The following is an 18,097-nucleotide window of genomic DNA, read 5'->3' on the forward strand; positions in this document are numbered from 1 at the left end:
CCTCCCTAATAAAATGTCATATGAGGTTTCTCATCTCTATAATAATTTAAACGGTCTTGCAGTGTCCCTGAGTGAAACTCAAATTTATGACCGTCAGGATCAACAAAGTATATAGATTCGCAATCTCTTACATCACGTTCTCTTCCTTGTAAAATATGAACATCATTTTCTTCTAATCGCTGTATTAGACATTTAAAGTCTTCTTGTTCAACAGAAAATGCAATGTGCGTATAAGATTGATGAATCTCATTTCTCGGAATATGCGTCTCTTCATTAAGCGCTATCCATACTCCACATATGTTAAAATAAGCCAATTTTCTTCCTTTAACTAATAATTCTCCTTCTAATACTTTTTCATAAAACATAATAGAGTTTTCTAAATTAGATACCGAAAAACAAATATGATTGATTCCCCTTAACAACTATAATTCCTCCTTATACAAATAAAAGATGAGCGAAAATTCACTCATCTTTTATTATACTATTTTTTTGTAATATATGCCCATTTATAACTGAAGTCCCCGCCAAACGTATGGTTAGCAATGCCTTTTACAAACGGCTTCTCTAAATAAGCTGTACTTTGTTGGTACGTAGGAGAAATTGCTGCGTCTTGACCAATTAAGATTTTTTCAGCTTCCGCAAGTGCATTCCAGCGTGCTTTATCATCTTTTAATAGCTCTCCTTTTGATTTCGCTACTAAATCATCATACTTCGGATTAGAATAATCCATTTCATTAAATGAGCTTCCAGTAACAAACATATCAATATAAGTCATTGGATCCGGATAATCAGGACTCCATGCAGATAATGAGAATTCATATTGGAATTTCTTTTCTAAATCTAGCTTCTGCTTGTATGGTTGCTGTTTCAAATTCACTTTAATACCAGGCAAGTTTTTCTCTAGTTCTTCCTTAATAAAGTCGCCTACTTTTTTACGGCTACCGTTATCATCGTTTAGTAATTCAACCGTAATTGTATCTTGCCCAAGCTCTTTCTTCGCTTCTTCCCATAATTTTTTGGCTTTCTCTGCGTTATCTTTACTATCACGGAAGTTTTTATTTACAGAGCGGAAATCTTTTCCATCCGGACCTGTCGTGAATTTTTCAGGTACTAAGAAATATGCTGGCAATGAACCGTCATTTAAAATGACATCAGCAATTCCTTTTTTATCGTATGCTAAATCAATCGCTTCACGTACTTTTTGGTTTTTAAATGTTGCATTTTTTTGGTTAAAACGTAAGAAATATATGCGTGGATCTAACTTCGTTTTAAATTCATCTGGCTTATTCTTTTTATATTTATCAACAAATTCAGAAGTTAAAATAACTCGATCTGCTTGATCACTATCATATAAATTTACTCCCGTGCTTGTTTCCTTCACAATACTTACATTAATTTCGTCTAACTTTACAGTATCTTTATCCCAATAATTAGGATTTTTCTTTAACTGATAATTTTGTTCATGTTTCCATTGACTCATTGTAAATGGTCCATTATATACTAATTTATCTGCTTCTAATCCGTATTTATCTCCTTGCTCTTTCACATATTTTTCATTTAATGGGAAAAATGTAGGGAACGACGTAAGCTCAAGAAAATAAGGTGTTGGTTGCTCTAATTCTACTACCAACGTTTTATCATCCTTCGCTTTAACACCCAATTGATCTGCTGGTAATTCACCTTTATTTACTTTCTGTGCATTTTTCACATCAAATAAAATGAATGCATATTCTGCCGCTATTGCTTTATCTAATGTACGTTGCCATGCATATACAAAATCTTGTGCTCGAACTGGATCACCATTTGACCATTTCGCATCACGTAATTCAAATGTATATGTCTTTTTATCTTCACTAATCTTCACATCTTTTGCCATACCTGGTGTTGGTTTATTATCTTTATCTAGACGATATAAACCTTCCATTGCATTTACAAATACACGGAAAGATACAGAATCCGTTGATTTAGATGTATCCATTGAAGGAATTTCAGCTGTTTCTAGCAAATTTAAAACTTGTTTATCAGCCATTCCCTTATTCGATTCTTTCTTCGTTGTCGAAGCCTTCTCACCATTCCCACATCCTGCAACCAATACACTCGTCGTTAACGCAAGTGCAGCAATTGTTGTTGTCTTTCTCTTCATTCTTCCTTCCCCCAATCTATATGTATAAGTTAAATCCTATATAATATATTTCATTATACAAAAGATTCTGATTATTTTAAATATTTATTTTAACAAACATAGAAAAAAGCGATCGGAAATTTCTTTCCAGCCGCTTTCTTGAATAGCATTTACTTGTAATCCATCCTCTATATCAAATGGATTTTGAACTTTAAATATTTCTTCCATCAGCTTCAAAAACTCTTCTTCAGTTTTAGATTCACCATTAACCATAAGTGAGTATGGTTCCACTTCACCTAATTTATAATCGACAACAAATTGAATCTTCACCTTTTGTCTTGGCGTTCCGGTGTTATATCCTTGGAATTCTACTAATTCTAACCCTTCCGTTCCACGATAATATATCCAACCTGAATTTTGAAAATAATTTTCGAAAGATTCACCTATTGAAAAGAAAGGATATTCATAAAGCGAGCTTGTACGAACCTTTTGAATAACGTCTCGATCAGTCGGAAAAAAGAAATGACTAAAAAATATGCTAGCAACTGCTAAAATAGTAACAATTGTCGCTCCCATTTTGCTCGTTCCGCCGCTATCATTGATTAGATAGTTTTCAACTGATTTATCTTTTATTTCTCTTGCTTTTATTCGGTATATACATCTTTCCGCAAATTGATAGTATAATCCATTTGCAAAAATCCCCATTCCAAACAGAATAAAAATGAGTAATAAAAACGTAAGAGGCACCATATTAATGATTGGCAACGCTACATTAAATCCCATATAATACGAAAATGCATCACACGCTACTAATAACAACATAAATAAAGCAGCTGGTACATAATACTTACGATATCCTAGCCAGCCTATATTGAAAATAGCAGCCCAACCATTCCAACTCCACCTAGCAATCCGCTTATTCTCAAGTTCCCATTTCCTTTTGTAATACGGATATTGTCTCCCTACATATACTTCTAGTTCTTTATCTATTAACGAGCTACCTTCCTCTTGTTCATTATCCAAGTTTCGCTGACAACTTGCACAATTTAACTGTTCCTCCTCGCAAGGTTGCCCACAATTTATACATTTCAAAACAATCCCTCTTCCCATCCATACGTCATTTCAAAATACCTTCGTGTTTTAATAACCACTCTTTCCTCCATAAACCACCAGCATATCCAACAAGCTTTCCACTCTTTCCTATTACACGGTGACATGGAACAATTATTGAAATTGGATTTCGACTATTTGCCCCTCCTATTGCCCGTACAGCTTTTATATTTCCAACTTTCTCTGCAATATCTAAATATGAAGCACTTACGCCGTATGGAATAGTATAAAGTGCATCCCATACATTTTTTTGAAATGCTGTTCCCTCCGCAGACAGCGGGACCGTAAACTCTTTTCTTTTCCCTTTAAAATATTCATCTAACTCATTTATACATTGTTCTATCATTTCATTTTTATTTTCTTCTTGTCGTTCATCAACAAATATAACAGACGTAATTCCTTCTTGATTCGCTGTAATTTCAAGCAAACCTACTTCGCTTTCATAATAAGCCTGGTACATATGCCATCCTCCAATTCAGTTCATATTAGTCATTGTAACACGAATATACAAAATTTTTCGTATAAGCGTTTTATTAGAGAAACAAAAAAGAGAATGGTAAAATATAAGAAAATTCAATCAAGGAGGCTATTTGATGAATTCCAAGCTTTTTTCACCTTATACAATTAAGAACGTTACACTAAAAAATCGTATCGTTATGTCGCCTATGTGTATGTATTCATCGGGGAATGAGGATGGCAGCGTTACGAATTTTCATCTCATTCATTATGGAACTCGCGCTGCTGGCCAAGTAGGTTTAGTTATGGTTGAAGCAACTGCGGTGTTAGCTGAAGGACGAATTTCTAACAAAGATTTAGGTATTTGGGATGACAACCTAATTGAAGGCTTACATAAAACGACTACTTTTATACATGATAACGGCGCAAAAGCTGCCATTCAACTCGCTCACGCCGGAAGAAAAGCAGAATTAGAAACAGATGCGTTAGCTCCTTCAGCCATTCCATTTAATGAAACAATGAAAATGCCAATAGAAATGAGCAAACACCAAATTAAAAATACTGTATTAGCTTTTCAGCAAGCTGCAGTACGATCAAAACAAGCTGGATTTGATGTTATTGAAATACACGGTGCTCACGGTTATCTTATTAATGAATTTCTTTCTCCGCTTTCCAATAAGCGGACTGATGAATATGGTGGTTCACCTGAAAACCGCTATCGTTTCTTACGCGAAATCATTGACTCGATAAATGAAGTTTGGAACGGACCGTTATTTGTCCGTATTTCAGCAAATGATTATCATCCTGAAGGGTTAACAGTTCAAGATTATGTTCAGTATACAAAATGGATGAAAGAACAAGGAGTAGATTTAATCGATTGTAGCTCTGGAGCTGTTGTCCCTGCACGCATCGATGTTTATCCTGGGTATCAAGTACAATATGCTAAACATATTAAAGAGCATGCTAACATTGCAACTGGTGCAGTGGGATTGATTACGACTGGGTCACAAGCAGAGCAAATTTTAAATAATAACGAAGCAGATTTAATTTTCATCGGACGTGAATTACTTCGCAATCCGTACTTCCCAAGAATAGCGGCCAATGAACTTGGCTTTGAATTGCAAGAACCTCACCAATATAAGCGAGCACCAGGAAAAATTCATACGAATAAATAAAACCGAGAAGTCATTCTTCTCGGTTTTATTTATTCTATCGTTGTAATTTCATTTGAATTATAAGTATGGATACCCGATTCTTCTCGCAGCGCGGTTATATACATACCTTTCGCCACATCTTTAGCTGAAATTGGTTTATACTTTTTGAAAGCCCCTTTAAAAATAAAAGGAATAATACGAGATAACTTTTCAGCCATTCGTTCGCCGAAACGAAATTCTTGTCGGTTTCCTACTAATAATGATGGTCTAAAAATGTGAATACCACCGATTACTAACTTTTGCAATTCTTCTTCCATTTTTCCTTTCACTTGTGAATAAAAGAAAAATGATTTAGGATTCGCTCCCATAGAAGACACAACAAGGAAATTTTGCACCCCTTGTTTTTCAGCTAAACAAGCAGCTCGTAACGTATATTCATAATCTACTTTTTTAAAATTTGCTTTTGTTTTTGCTTTTTTTATTGTTGTTCCTAAGCAACTAAAAACATCATCCACAGCAAAGAACTCTTTATATTCCTCTAATACCGAAAAATCAACTTGTTTCTGCTGTAACTTCTCATGTTGAAATTGCATTGGCTCTCTTACAAAAATAGTAACCGAATCGTAGTAATCTGATTCAAGTAATAGACGCGTTATCTCTTGTCCAACTAAACCACTTGCACCAAGTATTAACGCTGTTCGCTTATTCATATATGCATATACCTCTTATTTTACTTTTCTCTCCTTCAGTAAAATACAACCTTTAGGAGTTTCCTGCTCTTATTTTACCACAAGTAAAACACTATGCGTACGCATAGTGCTTTACTCACTCTTTTTTCTCATCTCTCTCTTGTAATTTCGTTATTGTTGTAGCGTCCCCTAAATTACTTATTAATCTTCTTAAAAAAATTAATACGAAAGATAATGGCAATACTACCGCTAATATTAATAAAATAGCTTCCATTAAGTAACCCAAGCGCTCATCCCCCTCTTTACCTCCTTTTCAATATATGAAAACAGCGTTGTCACATATGCATGCATTTGCAAAAATAATACACCTTTATTTGACAACTTTATAACAAAAACAAATCGGAATGATTATTATTTATTGCAACTTTATTAAAGATGTATTATACTAAGTTCGCAAACTAAAACGTAATTATTCCGTTTTGTATTAAAATGATATTTTTCTTCTATAATTGGGGAAAATATATCCGTAAAAAAGAAAAGAGGAGAACTTCATGCCTAAAAGATTGACTATATTTTCATTCTTACTTATTTTTACCTTAATTTTCGCTGGCTGCTCAAATAAAAAAGAAAGTAATGCCAAGAAAGATGGAAAGCTAACAGTTTATACAACGATTTTCCCACTTGCTGATTTCGCAAAGAAAATCGGTGGCGACTATGTAAATGTTGAAGCAATTTACCCACCTGGTGCAGATTCACATACATTTGAACCAAGTCAAAAACAAACAGTACAAGTTGCAAAAGCCAATTTATTCGTTTATAACGGCGCTGAATTAGAACCATTTGCTGAAAAAATGGAAAAAACATTACAAAAAGAAAATGTTAAAATTGTAAATGCATCTAAAGGTATTGAGCTTCGTGCTTCTACTGAAGAAGAGCATCATGATCATGGAGATGGCCATAAAGAAGATGAACACCATCACGATAAAGACCCGCATATTTGGTTAGACCCTACTCTAGCAATGAAACAGGCAGAAAAAATTAAAAATGCACTTGTAGAATTACAACCTGAACATAAACAAGAATTCGAAAAAAACTTCGCAGCACTTCAAACTAAATTTACTGATTTAGACGATCAATTTAAGGCAGCTGTAGCGAACGCAAAAACGAAAGAAATTTTAGTTTCTCATGCTGCCTATGGTTACTGGGAACAACGATACGGCCTAAAACAAATTCCTATCGCTGGAATTTCAGCTTCTGATGAACCATCTCAAAAACAGCTTGCTGACATTACAAAAACAGTAAAAGAACATAATCTAAAATATATTTTATTCGAAACGTTCTCTACTCCAAAAGTAGCATCTGTTATTCAAAAAGAAACTGGTACAAAAGTTTTACGCTTAAATCACTTAGCTACTGTTTCTGAAGATGATGCAAAAAATAATAAAGATTACTTCACTTTAATGGAAGAAAACGTAAACACATTGAAAGAAGCAACAAACTAATCCATTATATTTTCTAGGCAGCTGAATCTAGTATTCAGCTGCCTTTTTATGTATTTATCCTTGACTTGACCAAAATAACAAGTAAAATTATCCATATTAGCTTTAAAGCTATATTAATTTAGAAGGTGAGTTGGAATTATGAATCTTCACATTTGTGAAGTAACAGCAAAAAATTGGCGTTCAGTAGTTGCTTTAGACGTCGCAAAAGATCAGCAACAATTTATTGAAAGTAACGCGTTTTCTTTAGCAGAATCATTATATGAAGGAAACGGAACGTCAGTAGGTTTATATGATGGAGAAACACTTGTAGGTTATGCAATGTATGGATGGTATTCAGTAAAACATAAAAGTGTATGGCTCGATCGCTTTATGATTGACCAACAATATCAAGGAAAAGGATACGCAAAACGTTTCCTTCGCTTACTCATTCAATTCTTACAAGAAAAATTTGAATGCAAAATAATTTACTTAAGTTTACATCCAGACAACAAACTTGCAATGGGACTGTATGAATCATTTGGTTTCCGCTTAAATGGTGATATTGATGATGAAGGTCCAGTTGTAGGTGTTGTAATGGAGTTACTAATAGACGAAAATACAAGCCTGTGAAAACAGGCTTTTTATTATACATGTATCAATTTTTAATTTCTTTCCCTTATTTAATTCTGTTTTGTAATCTAATAGAATGCTCATAAAAATAAGCCTGCAATTTACGCAGACTTATTTCACACACTCTTCAAAATGTTCTTGGAACCACTCTTTATTAATATCTCTTCCGATGAAAACTACTTCACTTACTCGCTCTTCGCCCTCTTGCCACTCTCTATCGTACGAAGCGGCAAATAACGTATGTACACCTTGGAAAACGATACGTTTATCTACTCCGTCTATCGATAAAATTCCTTTGTAACGATATAAATATTCCCCTAGCTCTTGAACGACAGCTGACATCCACTCATTAAGCTTTTGTAAATCCAGCGGACGTTCTTCACGTAATACAAATGATTTCACACCTTCTAAGTGATTATGTTCTTTATGAGGGTAAATTTGCAACGTATCTTTCGTTTTAAACGTTTGGATTTGTAATAAAGATGGTATATCTACCTCACAGTTAGTCGCCTCAATTAACTTTGCAGTCGGGTTAATTCCTTGAATTTCATGCAAGAGATTTTCTTTCTCACTCTCTTCAATTAAATCTAATTTATTTACTAAAACGACATCCGCAAACGCAATTTGCTCTTTTGCCTCTAATCCTTTTTCAAAATGTTTATGTATATGATAACTATCTACCACCGTTACAACACCGTTAATTTGGTATGCAGATTGAATGACTGGATCTAAAAAGAATGTTTGAATAATCGGCCCTGGATTTGCAAGTCCAGTCGTTTCAATTACTAAACCATCAAAATCCATTTTCCCTTCTGCTTTTACGTCCAGTAACTGTTTTAAAGCAACAAGTAAATCTTCACGTACAGTACAGCATAAACAGCCATTTGTCATTTCCATAATTTCTTCTTCTACATTCATAATCAACTGATTATCAATGCCAATTTGCCCTATTTCATTTACAATCACCGCTAATTTCTTACCGTGATTTTCTGATAAAATACGATTTAATAAAGTCGTTTTCCCTGATCCAAGAAAACCAGTTAATATTGTTACTGGAATCATTTCGTACCTCTCCTTATAGCTATATGTTTCTACATTATAGCATATAGAGAAAATCATTTTTGTAGCAAAACATATTTATTGTCTGTACACCTAATTAACTATATAATAACATGTAGTAAGAAAGCCTTTTCAAAACATTATTATTCATCAAGGGGGTACTTATAATGGAGCGAGTTCAAATGGCTGAAACGCTAGAATTTTCTCGTATTATTCAAGGATTTTGGCGTTTAGCAGAATGGAATATGACGAAACAAGAATTACTTTCTTTCATTGAAGATTGTATGGATATGGGAATTACTACTTTTGATCACGCTGATATTTACGGCGGATATACGTGTGAAGGTTTATTTGGCGAAGCTTTACAATTAAAGCCTTCCTTACGAGAAAACATGCAAATTATTACAAAGTGTGGAATCGCTCCCCCATCACCGAAATTTCCAGAGCGATATGTTGCTCACTACAATACTAGTGCAGAGCATATTATGCAAAGTGTAGAAGCATCACTTAAAAATTTACATACAAATTATATTGACGTATTACTTATTCATCGTCCCGATCCTTTTATGGATCCAAATGAAGTGGCAAAAGCATTTTCACAATTAAAACAAGAAGGAAAAGTTCGTCACTTCGGTGTATCTAACTTCTTACCTTCACAATTTAATATGTTAAGTTCGTACTTAGATTTCCCGCTTATTACGAACCAGATTGAAGTTTCTGCATTGCAGCTTGAGCATTTTGAAAAAGGGACAATTGATTTATGCCAAGAAAAACGAATCAATCCAATGATTTGGTCACCTCTTGCTGGTGGGGAAATCTTTACTGGTCAATCAGAACGCGCCGTACGTGTACGTGAAACTATGCAAAAAGTTGCTACTGAGCTAGGTGTTTCTAGTATCGATACGGTTATGTATGCTTGGTTACTTGCTCATCCAGCTAATATGATGCCAATCGTTGGCTCTGGTAAATTAGATCGCGTAAAAACGGCTGCTCTTGCTACAAACGTTAACTTAGACCGTCAACAATGGTTTACAATTTTCGAAAGCTCTAATGGGCATCCTGTACCATAATGCATAAAAAGAAGAGCTGTTTTCTTACAGCTCTTCTTTTTCATATGTATTTCTAGTCATGGCAAATACACACATATCCCTTAATCCGTTTCCATCTACCGCAACACTCGCACTTTCTAACGTACCTTCTAACTTAAAGCCTAATTTCTCAGGTATCGCTCTACTCTTCTTATTTAAAGAATCACAACGAATTTCTACACGGTTTGCTTTCAATTCAGAAAAAGCGTAATCCGTTATACCTTTCGCAGCCTCTACCATATAGCCTTTTCCGCTAAACCTTGTATCAATCCAATATCCGATTTCAAATTGAGGTATATCCCAATTAATACGATGTAATCCGGCTGAAGCAATAAATTCACCTGTTTCTTTCGAAAATACTAGTAATCTTAAATCCTCACGTTGCAAAAATTGAATATGTGATTTTCTAATACTTTCTTCTATTTCTTGCTCTGTTTGCTCTTTTTGTGCAAACACCATCCAAGGTTTTAGTTCTTGTATTGAAGCCTGAATTGCATCATATACAACTTTACCATCTCCTGGTTTCGGCATTCGAATAAAAAGCCTGTCAGTATAAAATTCAGAAGGAAAATCGAATAATAACGGATTCACTGTAAACACTCCCCATAATTCTTTTATATATAATAATATCCATCTCAAGTTATATAGTAAAGAATTTTCTGAATTGAAAACCTTTTACTCATTCACTTCCGCCGCTACACGAATTCCAGATTCAATCGCACCTTGAATCCATCCGTGATATAGCGTTGTATGATCTCCAGCGAAGAATATTCTCCCCTCTGGTTTGACAATCGCTGGTTGCAGCTCAGATTCTTGACCTGCTTGAAAAAGTGCAAATCCTCCAAGCGCATACGGATCCAATGTCCAGCTTTTTGATATTCCAGATATGAACTCATCATACACTTGACCACCTAATATTGTTGCTAAGTTGTGTAATGCGTAATAAATACGATCACCTTTTGATAAACCATCCCATAACAATGCGTCATAAGACCATGTATAGCTACCTAACATCATAGCCGGTCCTTTCTCACCAATTCCATAACTTGGATAATAGGCATAACGAATTGGCAAATCTGTTATAATTCTGCCACCTAATTGTCCTTGTTCTTCCCAAAATCGGCTTTTAAATTGAATTCCTATTTTCGTCGCAGGCATATAATGTAATTCACGAATTGCTTTCCATTTTTCATGAGATATAGAATCAAACGGATCTACTTCTACAAAACGCATTGTCGAAAACGGAATGGTAACAATAACTAAATCTCCTGTAATACTGCTATATTCAAAAGTTTCCTCGTTCCGATAGAAAGCTGTCACACCATTATCGTGTTGATGTAGCTTCATTAATTTTTGATTATATATAATATTCTCTTCTAATTGCGGTAAAAATGACTTTGGCAATCTATCGTTCCCGCCCACAATTTCACAAAATCCGCTCTCCTCTTGCATAATGTATAGAAAGCGTAAAGTCTCTACAAACGATCGTTCCAAAAAACCTTCTAAATCTAATAGAACACCAATCATCTCAATTGTTACTGGCGAAAAGTAAGTATTATACTGATAAGGGTGATACTTCAAAAATTGTCCTGTGGAATATCTCCCAAAATCCTTCACTACAACATCCCAATTTTTCTCTGGATTTCTTTTAATAAAATTTATTATCGGCTGTACTGCTAATAACAATAGTTCTTCAGACGTTTTTCCCACTTCATTCATTTCCACAGGATACCTTAAAATATTTGGATCCTTTTCATATTGTTTCAACGTCGTTTTCCGTCCATTTACGTATATAATATCCGTCTCATTTCTATTAATAAAAGGACCCACCTGTAGCCCAAATTTTCTTATATACGCCATCGTTAATGTATGCGAATACGGAATTCTCATTGCTCCGACATCTAAATATAATCCGGTATCTTCCATTCTAACCGTTTCTATACGGCCACCTACCCGGTTGTTTGCTTCAAAAATTTTCACATCATGTCCTGCAGCCTTTAATAAAGATGCTGAAACTAATCCAGCCATACCAGCTCCCACTACAATAATTTGTTTTGGATTTATCGTCTTCTTCAATCCTTTATCTATAACTTTTAACGCTTCATCCATTTCAGTGTTATACATTATATCTTTCTGCACAATTCCACCCCTTACTTCATCAAATAGACGTTAGTGGTTTAGTGCATTTTATTCATAAATCTCCATAAACATAACACCATTGCAATTTGAATATTCACTAAAAGTACATAAGAGACAGATTTCATATTTCTTTATGCTTCGTATAATATAGCAATCGCAACGAAGGAGTGACTAAAAAATGAAACATACTTATGATTACCACGCTACAAAAAAGCATTTAGAATTAAAGAAACAAAACTTATGTAAAAAACTTAGCAATATGACACTATCTGAAAAAGAACGTGAACAGCTAAAATGTGAAGTTGACAACTATGAATATATTTTAAATCTGGTTGAAATGAATCATTATGAACGCGGATTTTCTCATTAAAAGCGGAAATAGGATTATCCACTTTTCATTTTGAGCATTTCACTACGCATTTTTCATAAGTAAATATATAATAGGATGTACATTAAGATTGAGAGGTATATTCTATGATCAAGTTAAGTGTATTAGACCAATCACCTATTTCAGATGGTAGCACAGCAGCCCAAGCTTTTTCACATACAGTTACGCTTGCACAAGAAGTTGAAAAACTCGGATTCACACGTTTTTGGGTATCCGAACATCATAATTCCGTAAGCTTAGCTGGTTCAAGTCCAGAAATACTTATTTCTCATATTGCCGCAAAAACGGATCGTATTAGAGTCGGTTCAGGTGGTGTTATGTTACCACATTATAGCCCATATAAAGTTGCTGAGAATTTCCGTGTTCTAGAAGCACTGTATCCGAACCGCATCGATCTCGGTGTTGGTAGAGCTCCTGGTGGTATGCCAATAGCAACTCGCGCACTTCAAGAAGGGAAAATGGTCTCACTTGATCAATATCCAGAACAAATTGCAGACGTTGCAATGTACTTACATGATCAAATACCAGAAAACCATCACTATGCAAACTTAAAAGCCACTCCAGTTATCCCAACATCTCCTGAAATGTGGATGCTCGGTTCTAGCGGAGAGAGCGCTAAAATTGCTGCAAACAATGGAGCTTCTTTCGCATTTGCACAATTTATTAATGGCTTCGGAGGCCCTGAAGTTATGAGGGCTTACCAAGAACAATATCAGCCTTCATTTTTAGGAGATAAGCCTAATTCAATCGTTGCCATCTTTGTTATATGCGGAGAAACAAATGAAGAAGCGGAAAAAATTGCTTCTAGTTTAGATTTATCAATCTTATTATTAGAGCAAGGAAAACGAACTACTGGTACACCTTCTATTGAAACTGCTCAAAATTATTCATACAGTGCTTATGATTTATTCCGTATAAAAGAAAATCGTCAACGTATGATTGTTGGTGATCCGTCTTCTGTAAAAGAAAAAATAATAAACTTAAGCAAAGCATACAATACTGACGAATTTATGATTGTCACGATTACCCATCAATTTGAACATAAATTAAAGTCTTATCGCTTACTAGCAAATGCTTTTAATTTATAACTCTAAAAAGAGATGCATCACATATGATGCATCTCTTTTTCTTACTACTTATTGTTTTTATTTCCTATATATTCAATAGCTTCTTTTAATAGCTCATCAAAGTTAATAGGATAATCATGATTTAAGTTAGGCACAACTTTATACTTATGTTCTATATTCTTATCTCTTAATAATCGTACAAATTGCTGCGTGGATTCGAAACAATCTCCATCTTGATCCCCGCATACTATATATCCTTTTATATGTTTATCCTGCAGCACTCTTAGCAACTCATCCCATTCTTCAATCTCGGGAAGCCACGGTGCTATAAAAACAAAACCATCCACATCTATATCTTTTTGCAAAATCGTATATAAAGCTACTCTTGCCCCTGCAGAAAAACCGCCAATTATTACATTTTCTACTGTATGATTTTCTATAAACTTATTGTAATGCTCTTTTAATTCTTCTTTCCCTCTCTCTATATCATCCCAAACAAATCCATCTGAAAACTGAATTTGTGAAGACTGTGGTAAAGCTAACGTGTAATCTTGTGTCAAAACTGATTTCCAATATGGCTCTACTATTTGAATATTTTCTTGGTCACCATGTAATGTAAGTAGTAGATTCCCCTCTTTCTTGCTGTATATATATTTCACATCTGGTCTTTCCTTTTTATGTGCTAATTCTTCTCTTTCTTTACATAATTGCACCATTGTATGAAATTCTTCAAATTTATGTAGTGATTTTAAATCTTCGTCGGAAATTAAATATTCATTTCCATACCAGAATCCCTTTTCTATAATGGCCTCCCTCATTAAATGTAATGCTTCTTTTTCAAGTCCTGATGCACTTGCGAGCGCATACTTAAAATTATATATTTGCGCCTCATTCCCTATTACACCTGTAGCGTTTTCCATTATATAATTGTACGCTTCAAAACTTCCTTTATTTGCATAACAACGTAACGTTTCATTTAATAATTGAATGTAAGTCATACTATTTTTCATGTACCAATTCCCCCGAAACTTTTTATAATATTTATTTTGCGAATCTTTATACCACTTTGTGAAGATTTTATATAACTCGCCCTAGCAATATCTTATTCTCCGAATGATACTTAATAGTTATCCTTCCCTATCCAATACATTTAATATAAATATTAATAAACTGAAAAGTCAATATTTTAACAAACAAAAAAAGACAACAATATATGTATTGTTGTTTTCATTACGTTTACCCGCTCTTTTGTTTTTTTCTATCTGGTTTACTTGAAACTAAATAATGTTTTTCTGAAATATATAAGTCTCTTTTTAAGCTACGATTTAAGTAAGGTCCTAGTTTCATTCCGCATATGAGGCGATCTTCGCTACCTTCAACAATTGGGAACATTTCTTTTTCTGTTACGTATTGATCTACTGCCTTTTGTACGACATCAATTTCTTTCACTAGGTTTAAATTTTCTGCTGTATGTTCAAATACCTCAAGCGTTTCCTTCGTTATGAGAAAATCATTTGTTGGAAATGCAGGTAAATACGGTTTTAACAAATCATAATTTACTGTATAATCTTCATTTACTAATACTGTATAAACGATATTAGCATTCGTTTCTAAAAACTGAGCCATCGCTTGTTCTAATTCATCTTTCGTAATTTCCCGCTCTTCTTTTCCAGTTCTGAAAAAGCGAAACATCGCATCGCCTCCTTTTTACTATATTATAGCATAAAAGAAAACTGAAAAATCATAAAAAAACCCATTGAAATAATTTTTCAATGGGTTTCTTTATATTTTTTATCGTTATTTTAAGAATGCACTTAGCATCCATACATGTTGTTCTAATGTTGTATGAATTGCTAACAGCATGTCAGCTGATGTTTCATCGCCAGCTTCGCCCGCAACTTCCATACCTTCTTTTAATTCTTGAATAAGTGCAGAATAATCATTCACTAATGTTTGCACCATTTCTTCTGCAGATTCTTTGCTTGTCCCTTCGCTGACACTAGATGTTGCGAGATATTCTTTCATTGTCGCTAATGGTTTACCTTCTAAAGCTAAAATACGTTCTGCTAACTCATCAATATACGTTCCAGCTTCATTATAAAACTCTTCAAATTTCTCATGTAATGTAAAGAAGTGTGGCCCTGTCACATACCAATGATAATTATGTAGTTTCACATATAACACATTCCAGTTTGCTACCTGCTTGTTTAATACTTCAACAACATTTGTTTTCGTACCCATACAATCCACTCCTCTTATCATTTTGTAATGTTTATCTTTTAATAACCTAATTACATTTTACCATACATTCCCTTTCCTTTCGAACAATCGGCTTATATGTAACAAAGTTTTAACACCTTTAATACTTCCCTAATATCATTTAATTCATGTATTTTTTCAAACACTTCATACGTCTAATTGTCCAAGCTCATACATATGCATAATAGTACATCAAGCTCATCATAGTAGAAAGAGGGATAACATGGACAATCAACAATGGCAAGTAGCAAAGAAAGTAGCTGCTACTTATATCGGAACTGTCGTTGGAGCTGGATTTGCTACTGGACGAGAAATTGTTGAATTTTTCACAGTGAATGGATTATACGGGACCATTGGCATATGTGTAAGTGGATTTTTTTTTATTTGGCTCGGCACAAAGATGATGTTACTTTCATCACAAATTGGGGCATTTTCAGCGCAAGAATTTAACAAATATTTATTTGGGGATGTATTTGGGAATGTTGTAAACACATTATTATTACTCGTTTTATTCGGCGTAACGAGCGTTATGTTATCAGGAGCTGGTGCAGTATTTGAAGAGCAACTTCGCTTACCAAGACAACTCGGTATTCTCATTACAGTTATCGCTTGTCTCATTATAAGTAGCCGCGGATTACAAGGTGTTTTTGAAGTAAATACACTTGTCGTACCTATTATGATGATTTTTATTATCGGACTTGCTATTACAACCTTTCTTCACAGCACACCTTCCATTAATAACACTATTCCTGCAGAGAGTTGGAATATGAAATGGATTACTAGCCCTATTACATATGTCGCCTTAAATCTTTCTCTCGCCCAAAGTGTTCTCGTCCCATTAGCCAGTGAAGTAAAGGATCGAAAAGCCATTTTTTGGGGTGGGATTTTAGGTGGTGCTGGACTTTCTTTAATTTTATTATGCAGCCATTTAGCAATCTTATCAGTCGATCAATTTTATCAATATAACATCCCAATGGCTGAAGTCATAAGAAGATTTAATGCAACTTTTCACTTCTTCTTCGTTCTCATTATTTTCGGTGAAGTTTTCACAACTTTAGTTGGTAATGTGTTCGGTATGACAAAACAGATGCAATCTATTACTGGGTGGAAAAATCACAATATTATTTTCTTCATTTTACTAATTAGTTATTGCTTTAGTTACATCGGTTACAGTGACTTACTTCACATTCTATATCCTATCATCGGATGGGTAAGTATTGTTATACTTCCAATCATTGCGTTTAAACAACTTCAAAAAACATAAAAAAGCATCCATGTTATTGGATGCTTTTTTATGCTCATTCACAATCATCACATACTTCCCAGTACGGCCCCATTTCTAATGCTAAATATGGCTTTAACTGCAACCGAATCATTCGACTAGGCATGCGCTCTAAAACAAATTGGATACCTTCTTCATCTTCGTCTAATTCAACTTTTGAAATCGCAATTCTTTGCATAGTCGTAATGGGAATTCCATCTTTATATAAAGTGATTTTCACCTCATCGTATTCATTAAAATACAATTCGACACTCATTTGATTTTTCAGTATTTCATCAACAATTTTAAATGTATTATTTTGTTCTTGGATTATATATTTCCATCCGCCTCTATCTTCTTTCGGAGCTGTTTGAAATAATGTCTCCAAATCCTCGTATAGCATAAGATAACCCCTCTCTTACTAAAAAACGATGAGTATTTTATATACCCTTTATCTCTATCACTATCCATAGCTATTGTACCATATATCACCGTTCTTACCGTATTCATTTGCTTTATACATACTTATAAAATAACTAATTCTATCTCCATTATTATGTATATTACCTCATTACTCCATACACTCTTACAAGTTCAAATAACGTAAGACTTTAATCCATACAAATATTGTCTACTCTCCGCTTTTATTAGCTCACAACATTCACATTTTTACATATAGTAAGACTACCACAAATAAAAAAGGAGAGTGACTTATACCACTCCCCTTAAAAGAACTTCCCTATAGCTGCTAAAACTAATACGATTATTAAAATTGCAAATAATAATGAGACAATGAAACTAAAAATAGGTAACGCTTTCTTTTCATTCTTCTTAAATAGTAACTTTAAACTAAGAAAAATATTTACTGGTACAAGTATAAAATAAAAATATTTAACAATTTGTACCGAGCTATTCGAAAGTGTTTTTAATATAAACACTTCAATTAGAAAAACAATAAAAAATGAAATACTTAGCCAAAATGAGACGTAACTAAGCCAAGAATGTCTTTTTGTCCCCCAATACACTCCCATAATACTCTCCTTTTATTTGTATTCTATACGTTAATAATTATACACAAAGCTAACAAATACCTCTATTTTTCGACAAACATTATGCAAAATGCCATTTTAAACGTCATAAAGGAAGTCTACATCCCTATTTGATTTTACACAATAAAACAGACTACCCTCTAGT

The 18,097-nt window shown here is 34.0% G+C and carries 21 protein-coding genes; 7 read left to right on the forward strand and 14 right to left on the reverse strand.

Annotated elements, in window-relative coordinates; genetic code table 11:
* Positions 1–5: 5 nt before the first annotated feature.
* The 4 genes from fosB to ACS2FK_RS14980 all read right to left on the reverse strand — a co-directional run bounded on the left by fosB (position 6) and on the right by ACS2FK_RS14980 (position 3,692).
* Positions 6–422 (reverse strand): FosBx1 family fosfomycin resistance bacillithiol transferase, encoded by a 417-nt coding sequence (gene fosB, locus ACS2FK_RS14965; RefSeq protein WP_000943769.1) that lies wholly within the window; start codon positions 420–422, stop codon positions 6–8.
* 59 nt (positions 423–481) lie between these two features.
* Complete coding sequence (locus tag ACS2FK_RS14970; protein WP_063547100.1) at positions 482–2,143, reverse strand: peptide ABC transporter substrate-binding protein; 1,662 nt, start codon at positions 2,141–2,143, stop codon at positions 482–484.
* A gap of 84 nt (positions 2,144–2,227) precedes the next feature.
* Positions 2,228–3,232, reverse strand: coding sequence for a DUF2628 domain-containing protein (locus tag ACS2FK_RS14975; protein WP_078993398.1), 1,005 nt, complete (start codon positions 3,230–3,232; stop codon positions 2,228–2,230).
* Between the two features lie 7 nt (positions 3,233–3,239).
* The gene (locus ACS2FK_RS14980; RefSeq protein WP_000283912.1) at positions 3,240–3,692 is read right to left on the reverse strand and encodes a methylated-DNA--[protein]-cysteine S-methyltransferase; all 453 of its coding nucleotides are present in this window, start codon (positions 3,690–3,692) and stop codon (positions 3,240–3,242) included.
* A gap of 133 nt (positions 3,693–3,825) precedes the next feature.
* Between ACS2FK_RS14980 and namA the strand changes: the two genes are divergently transcribed.
* The gene (gene namA, locus ACS2FK_RS14985) at positions 3,826–4,863 is read left to right on the forward strand and encodes an NADPH dehydrogenase NamA (RefSeq protein ID WP_001086179.1); all 1,038 of its coding nucleotides are present in this window, start codon (positions 3,826–3,828) and stop codon (positions 4,861–4,863) included.
* Between the two features lie 29 nt (positions 4,864–4,892).
* Here the strand turns inward: namA and ACS2FK_RS14990 are convergent, their stop codons facing one another.
* Together ACS2FK_RS14990 and ACS2FK_RS14995 are read right to left on the reverse strand one after the other, a co-directional pair.
* Positions 4,893–5,552, reverse strand: coding sequence for an oxidoreductase (locus ACS2FK_RS14990; protein WP_001042732.1), 660 nt, complete (start codon positions 5,550–5,552; stop codon positions 4,893–4,895).
* Positions 5,553–5,667: 115 nt separating this feature from the next.
* A complete protein-coding gene (locus tag ACS2FK_RS14995) occupies positions 5,668–5,817 on the reverse strand; it encodes a hypothetical protein (protein WP_000540932.1) in 150 nt (49 codons plus the stop codon).
* A 265-nt stretch (positions 5,818–6,082) separates the two neighbouring features.
* On the opposite strand from ACS2FK_RS14995, the gene ACS2FK_RS15000 reads away from it, so the two are divergent.
* Together ACS2FK_RS15000 and ACS2FK_RS15005 are read left to right on the forward strand one after the other, a co-directional pair.
* On the forward strand, positions 6,083–7,033 hold the full coding sequence (locus ACS2FK_RS15000; RefSeq protein ID WP_001126153.1) for a metal ABC transporter substrate-binding protein: 951 nt from the start codon (positions 6,083–6,085) through the stop codon (positions 7,031–7,033).
* Positions 7,034–7,171: 138 nt separating this feature from the next.
* Positions 7,172–7,642, forward strand: a complete 471-nt coding sequence (locus ACS2FK_RS15005; RefSeq protein ID WP_001048677.1) for a GNAT family N-acetyltransferase — start codon at positions 7,172–7,174, stop codon at positions 7,640–7,642.
* A gap of 111 nt (positions 7,643–7,753) precedes the next feature.
* Here ACS2FK_RS15005 and ACS2FK_RS15010 read toward each other — a convergent pair whose 3' ends face one another.
* Positions 7,754–8,704 carry a CobW family GTP-binding protein gene (locus ACS2FK_RS15010; RefSeq protein ID WP_000613426.1) on the reverse strand — a complete coding sequence of 317 codons (951 nt, stop codon included), beginning with the start codon at positions 8,702–8,704 and terminating at the stop codon, positions 7,754–7,756.
* Positions 8,705–8,868: 164 nt separating this feature from the next.
* Here ACS2FK_RS15010 and ACS2FK_RS15015 point away from each other — a divergent pair, with 164 nt between their 5' ends.
* Positions 8,869–9,771, forward strand: coding sequence for an aldo/keto reductase (locus ACS2FK_RS15015; RefSeq protein ID WP_000442793.1), 903 nt, complete (start codon positions 8,869–8,871; stop codon positions 9,769–9,771).
* A 24-nt stretch (positions 9,772–9,795) separates the two neighbouring features.
* Here ACS2FK_RS15015 and ACS2FK_RS15020 read toward each other — a convergent pair whose 3' ends face one another.
* Together ACS2FK_RS15020 and ACS2FK_RS15025 are read right to left on the reverse strand one after the other, a co-directional pair.
* Entirely contained in the window at positions 9,796–10,380 is a 585-nt protein-coding gene (locus ACS2FK_RS15020) for a GNAT family N-acetyltransferase (protein WP_016124471.1), read from the reverse strand.
* Between the two features lie 84 nt (positions 10,381–10,464).
* The gene (locus ACS2FK_RS15025) at positions 10,465–11,928 is read right to left on the reverse strand and encodes a flavin monoamine oxidase family protein (protein ID WP_023521742.1); all 1,464 of its coding nucleotides are present in this window, start codon (positions 11,926–11,928) and stop codon (positions 10,465–10,467) included.
* A 178-nt stretch (positions 11,929–12,106) separates the two neighbouring features.
* On the opposite strand from ACS2FK_RS15025, the gene ACS2FK_RS15030 reads away from it, so the two are divergent.
* Together ACS2FK_RS15030 and ACS2FK_RS15035 are read left to right on the forward strand one after the other, a co-directional pair.
* Complete coding sequence (locus ACS2FK_RS15030; RefSeq protein ID WP_000683367.1) at positions 12,107–12,298, forward strand: DUF3896 family protein; 192 nt, start codon at positions 12,107–12,109, stop codon at positions 12,296–12,298.
* A 104-nt stretch (positions 12,299–12,402) separates the two neighbouring features.
* Positions 12,403–13,404: an LLM class flavin-dependent oxidoreductase gene (locus tag ACS2FK_RS15035; RefSeq protein WP_000594040.1), complete on the forward strand. Its 1,002-nt coding sequence runs from the start codon at positions 12,403–12,405 to the stop codon at positions 13,402–13,404.
* 44 nt (positions 13,405–13,448) lie between these two features.
* On the opposite strand, the gene ACS2FK_RS15040 is transcribed toward ACS2FK_RS15035, so the two are convergent.
* The 3 genes from ACS2FK_RS15040 to ACS2FK_RS15050 all read right to left on the reverse strand — a co-directional run bounded on the left by ACS2FK_RS15040 (position 13,449) and on the right by ACS2FK_RS15050 (position 15,624).
* On the reverse strand, positions 13,449–14,393 hold the full coding sequence (locus tag ACS2FK_RS15040; RefSeq protein ID WP_000798316.1) for an alpha/beta hydrolase: 945 nt from the start codon (positions 14,391–14,393) through the stop codon (positions 13,449–13,451).
* A gap of 226 nt (positions 14,394–14,619) precedes the next feature.
* Entirely contained in the window at positions 14,620–15,075 is a 456-nt protein-coding gene (locus ACS2FK_RS15045) for a DUF3939 domain-containing protein (protein WP_000488209.1), read from the reverse strand.
* A gap of 105 nt (positions 15,076–15,180) precedes the next feature.
* Complete coding sequence (locus ACS2FK_RS15050; protein ID WP_000536897.1) at positions 15,181–15,624, reverse strand: Dps family protein; 444 nt, start codon at positions 15,622–15,624, stop codon at positions 15,181–15,183.
* A gap of 241 nt (positions 15,625–15,865) precedes the next feature.
* Between ACS2FK_RS15050 and ACS2FK_RS15055 the strand changes: the two genes are divergently transcribed.
* The gene (locus tag ACS2FK_RS15055) at positions 15,866–16,906 is read left to right on the forward strand and encodes a YkvI family membrane protein (protein WP_063547098.1); all 1,041 of its coding nucleotides are present in this window, start codon (positions 15,866–15,868) and stop codon (positions 16,904–16,906) included.
* Between the two features lie 34 nt (positions 16,907–16,940).
* Here the strand turns inward: ACS2FK_RS15055 and ACS2FK_RS15060 are convergent, their stop codons facing one another.
* The gene (locus ACS2FK_RS15060; RefSeq protein ID WP_000965068.1) at positions 16,941–17,306 is read right to left on the reverse strand and encodes a DUF3979 family protein; all 366 of its coding nucleotides are present in this window, start codon (positions 17,304–17,306) and stop codon (positions 16,941–16,943) included.
* A gap of 322 nt (positions 17,307–17,628) precedes the next feature.
* Positions 17,629–17,934 carry a hypothetical protein gene (locus ACS2FK_RS15065; RefSeq protein ID WP_000539571.1) on the reverse strand — a complete coding sequence of 102 codons (306 nt, stop codon included), beginning with the start codon at positions 17,932–17,934 and terminating at the stop codon, positions 17,629–17,631.
* Positions 17,935–18,097 lie beyond the last annotated feature (163 nt).

This window comes from Bacillus cereus group sp. BceL220, assembly GCF_051776965.1.
GTDB classification, from domain to species: domain Bacteria; phylum Bacillota; class Bacilli; order Bacillales; family Bacillaceae_G; genus Bacillus_A; species Bacillus_A cereus.

What these genes read in the sequence shown, in the direction of transcription:
- ACS2FK_RS14970 (WP_063547100.1), bottom strand. Translation starts at nt 2,143, where the DNA reads ATGAAGAGAAAGACAACAACAATTGCTGCACTTGCGTTAACGACGAGT.
- ACS2FK_RS14975 (WP_078993398.1), bottom strand. Translation starts at nt 3,232, where the DNA reads ATGGGAAGAGGGATTGTTTTGAAATGTATAAATTGTGGGCAACCTTGC.
- ACS2FK_RS15060 (WP_000965068.1), bottom strand. Translation starts at nt 17,306, where the DNA reads ATGCTATACGAGGATTTGGAGACATTATTTCAAACAGCTCCGAAAGAA.
- namA (WP_001086179.1), top strand. Translation starts at nt 3,826, where the DNA reads ATGAATTCCAAGCTTTTTTCACCTTATACAATTAAGAACGTTACACTA.
- ACS2FK_RS15055 (WP_063547098.1), top strand. Translation starts at nt 15,866, where the DNA reads ATGGACAATCAACAATGGCAAGTAGCAAAGAAAGTAGCTGCTACTTAT.
- ACS2FK_RS14990 (WP_001042732.1), bottom strand. Translation starts at nt 5,552, where the DNA reads ATGAATAAGCGAACAGCGTTAATACTTGGTGCAAGTGGTTTAGTTGGA.
- ACS2FK_RS14980 (WP_000283912.1), bottom strand. Translation starts at nt 3,692, where the DNA reads ATGTACCAGGCTTATTATGAAAGCGAAGTAGGTTTGCTTGAAATTACA.
- ACS2FK_RS15065 (WP_000539571.1), bottom strand. Translation starts at nt 17,934, where the DNA reads ATGGGAGTGTATTGGGGGACAAAAAGACATTCTTGGCTTAGTTACGTC.
- ACS2FK_RS15045 (WP_000488209.1), bottom strand. Translation starts at nt 15,075, where the DNA reads ATGTTTCGCTTTTTCAGAACTGGAAAAGAAGAGCGGGAAATTACGAAA.
- ACS2FK_RS15005 (WP_001048677.1), top strand. Translation starts at nt 7,172, where the DNA reads ATGAATCTTCACATTTGTGAAGTAACAGCAAAAAATTGGCGTTCAGTA.
- ACS2FK_RS15050 (WP_000536897.1), bottom strand. Translation starts at nt 15,624, where the DNA reads ATGGGTACGAAAACAAATGTTGTTGAAGTATTAAACAAGCAGGTAGCA.
- ACS2FK_RS15010 (WP_000613426.1), bottom strand. Translation starts at nt 8,704, where the DNA reads ATGATTCCAGTAACAATATTAACTGGTTTTCTTGGATCAGGGAAAACG.
- ACS2FK_RS15035 (WP_000594040.1), top strand. Translation starts at nt 12,403, where the DNA reads ATGATCAAGTTAAGTGTATTAGACCAATCACCTATTTCAGATGGTAGC.
- ACS2FK_RS15000 (WP_001126153.1), top strand. Translation starts at nt 6,083, where the DNA reads ATGCCTAAAAGATTGACTATATTTTCATTCTTACTTATTTTTACCTTA.
- ACS2FK_RS15030 (WP_000683367.1), top strand. Translation starts at nt 12,107, where the DNA reads ATGAAACATACTTATGATTACCACGCTACAAAAAAGCATTTAGAATTA.
- ACS2FK_RS15040 (WP_000798316.1), bottom strand. Translation starts at nt 14,393, where the DNA reads ATGAAAAATAGTATGACTTACATTCAATTATTAAATGAAACGTTACGT.
- ACS2FK_RS15015 (WP_000442793.1), top strand. Translation starts at nt 8,869, where the DNA reads ATGGAGCGAGTTCAAATGGCTGAAACGCTAGAATTTTCTCGTATTATT.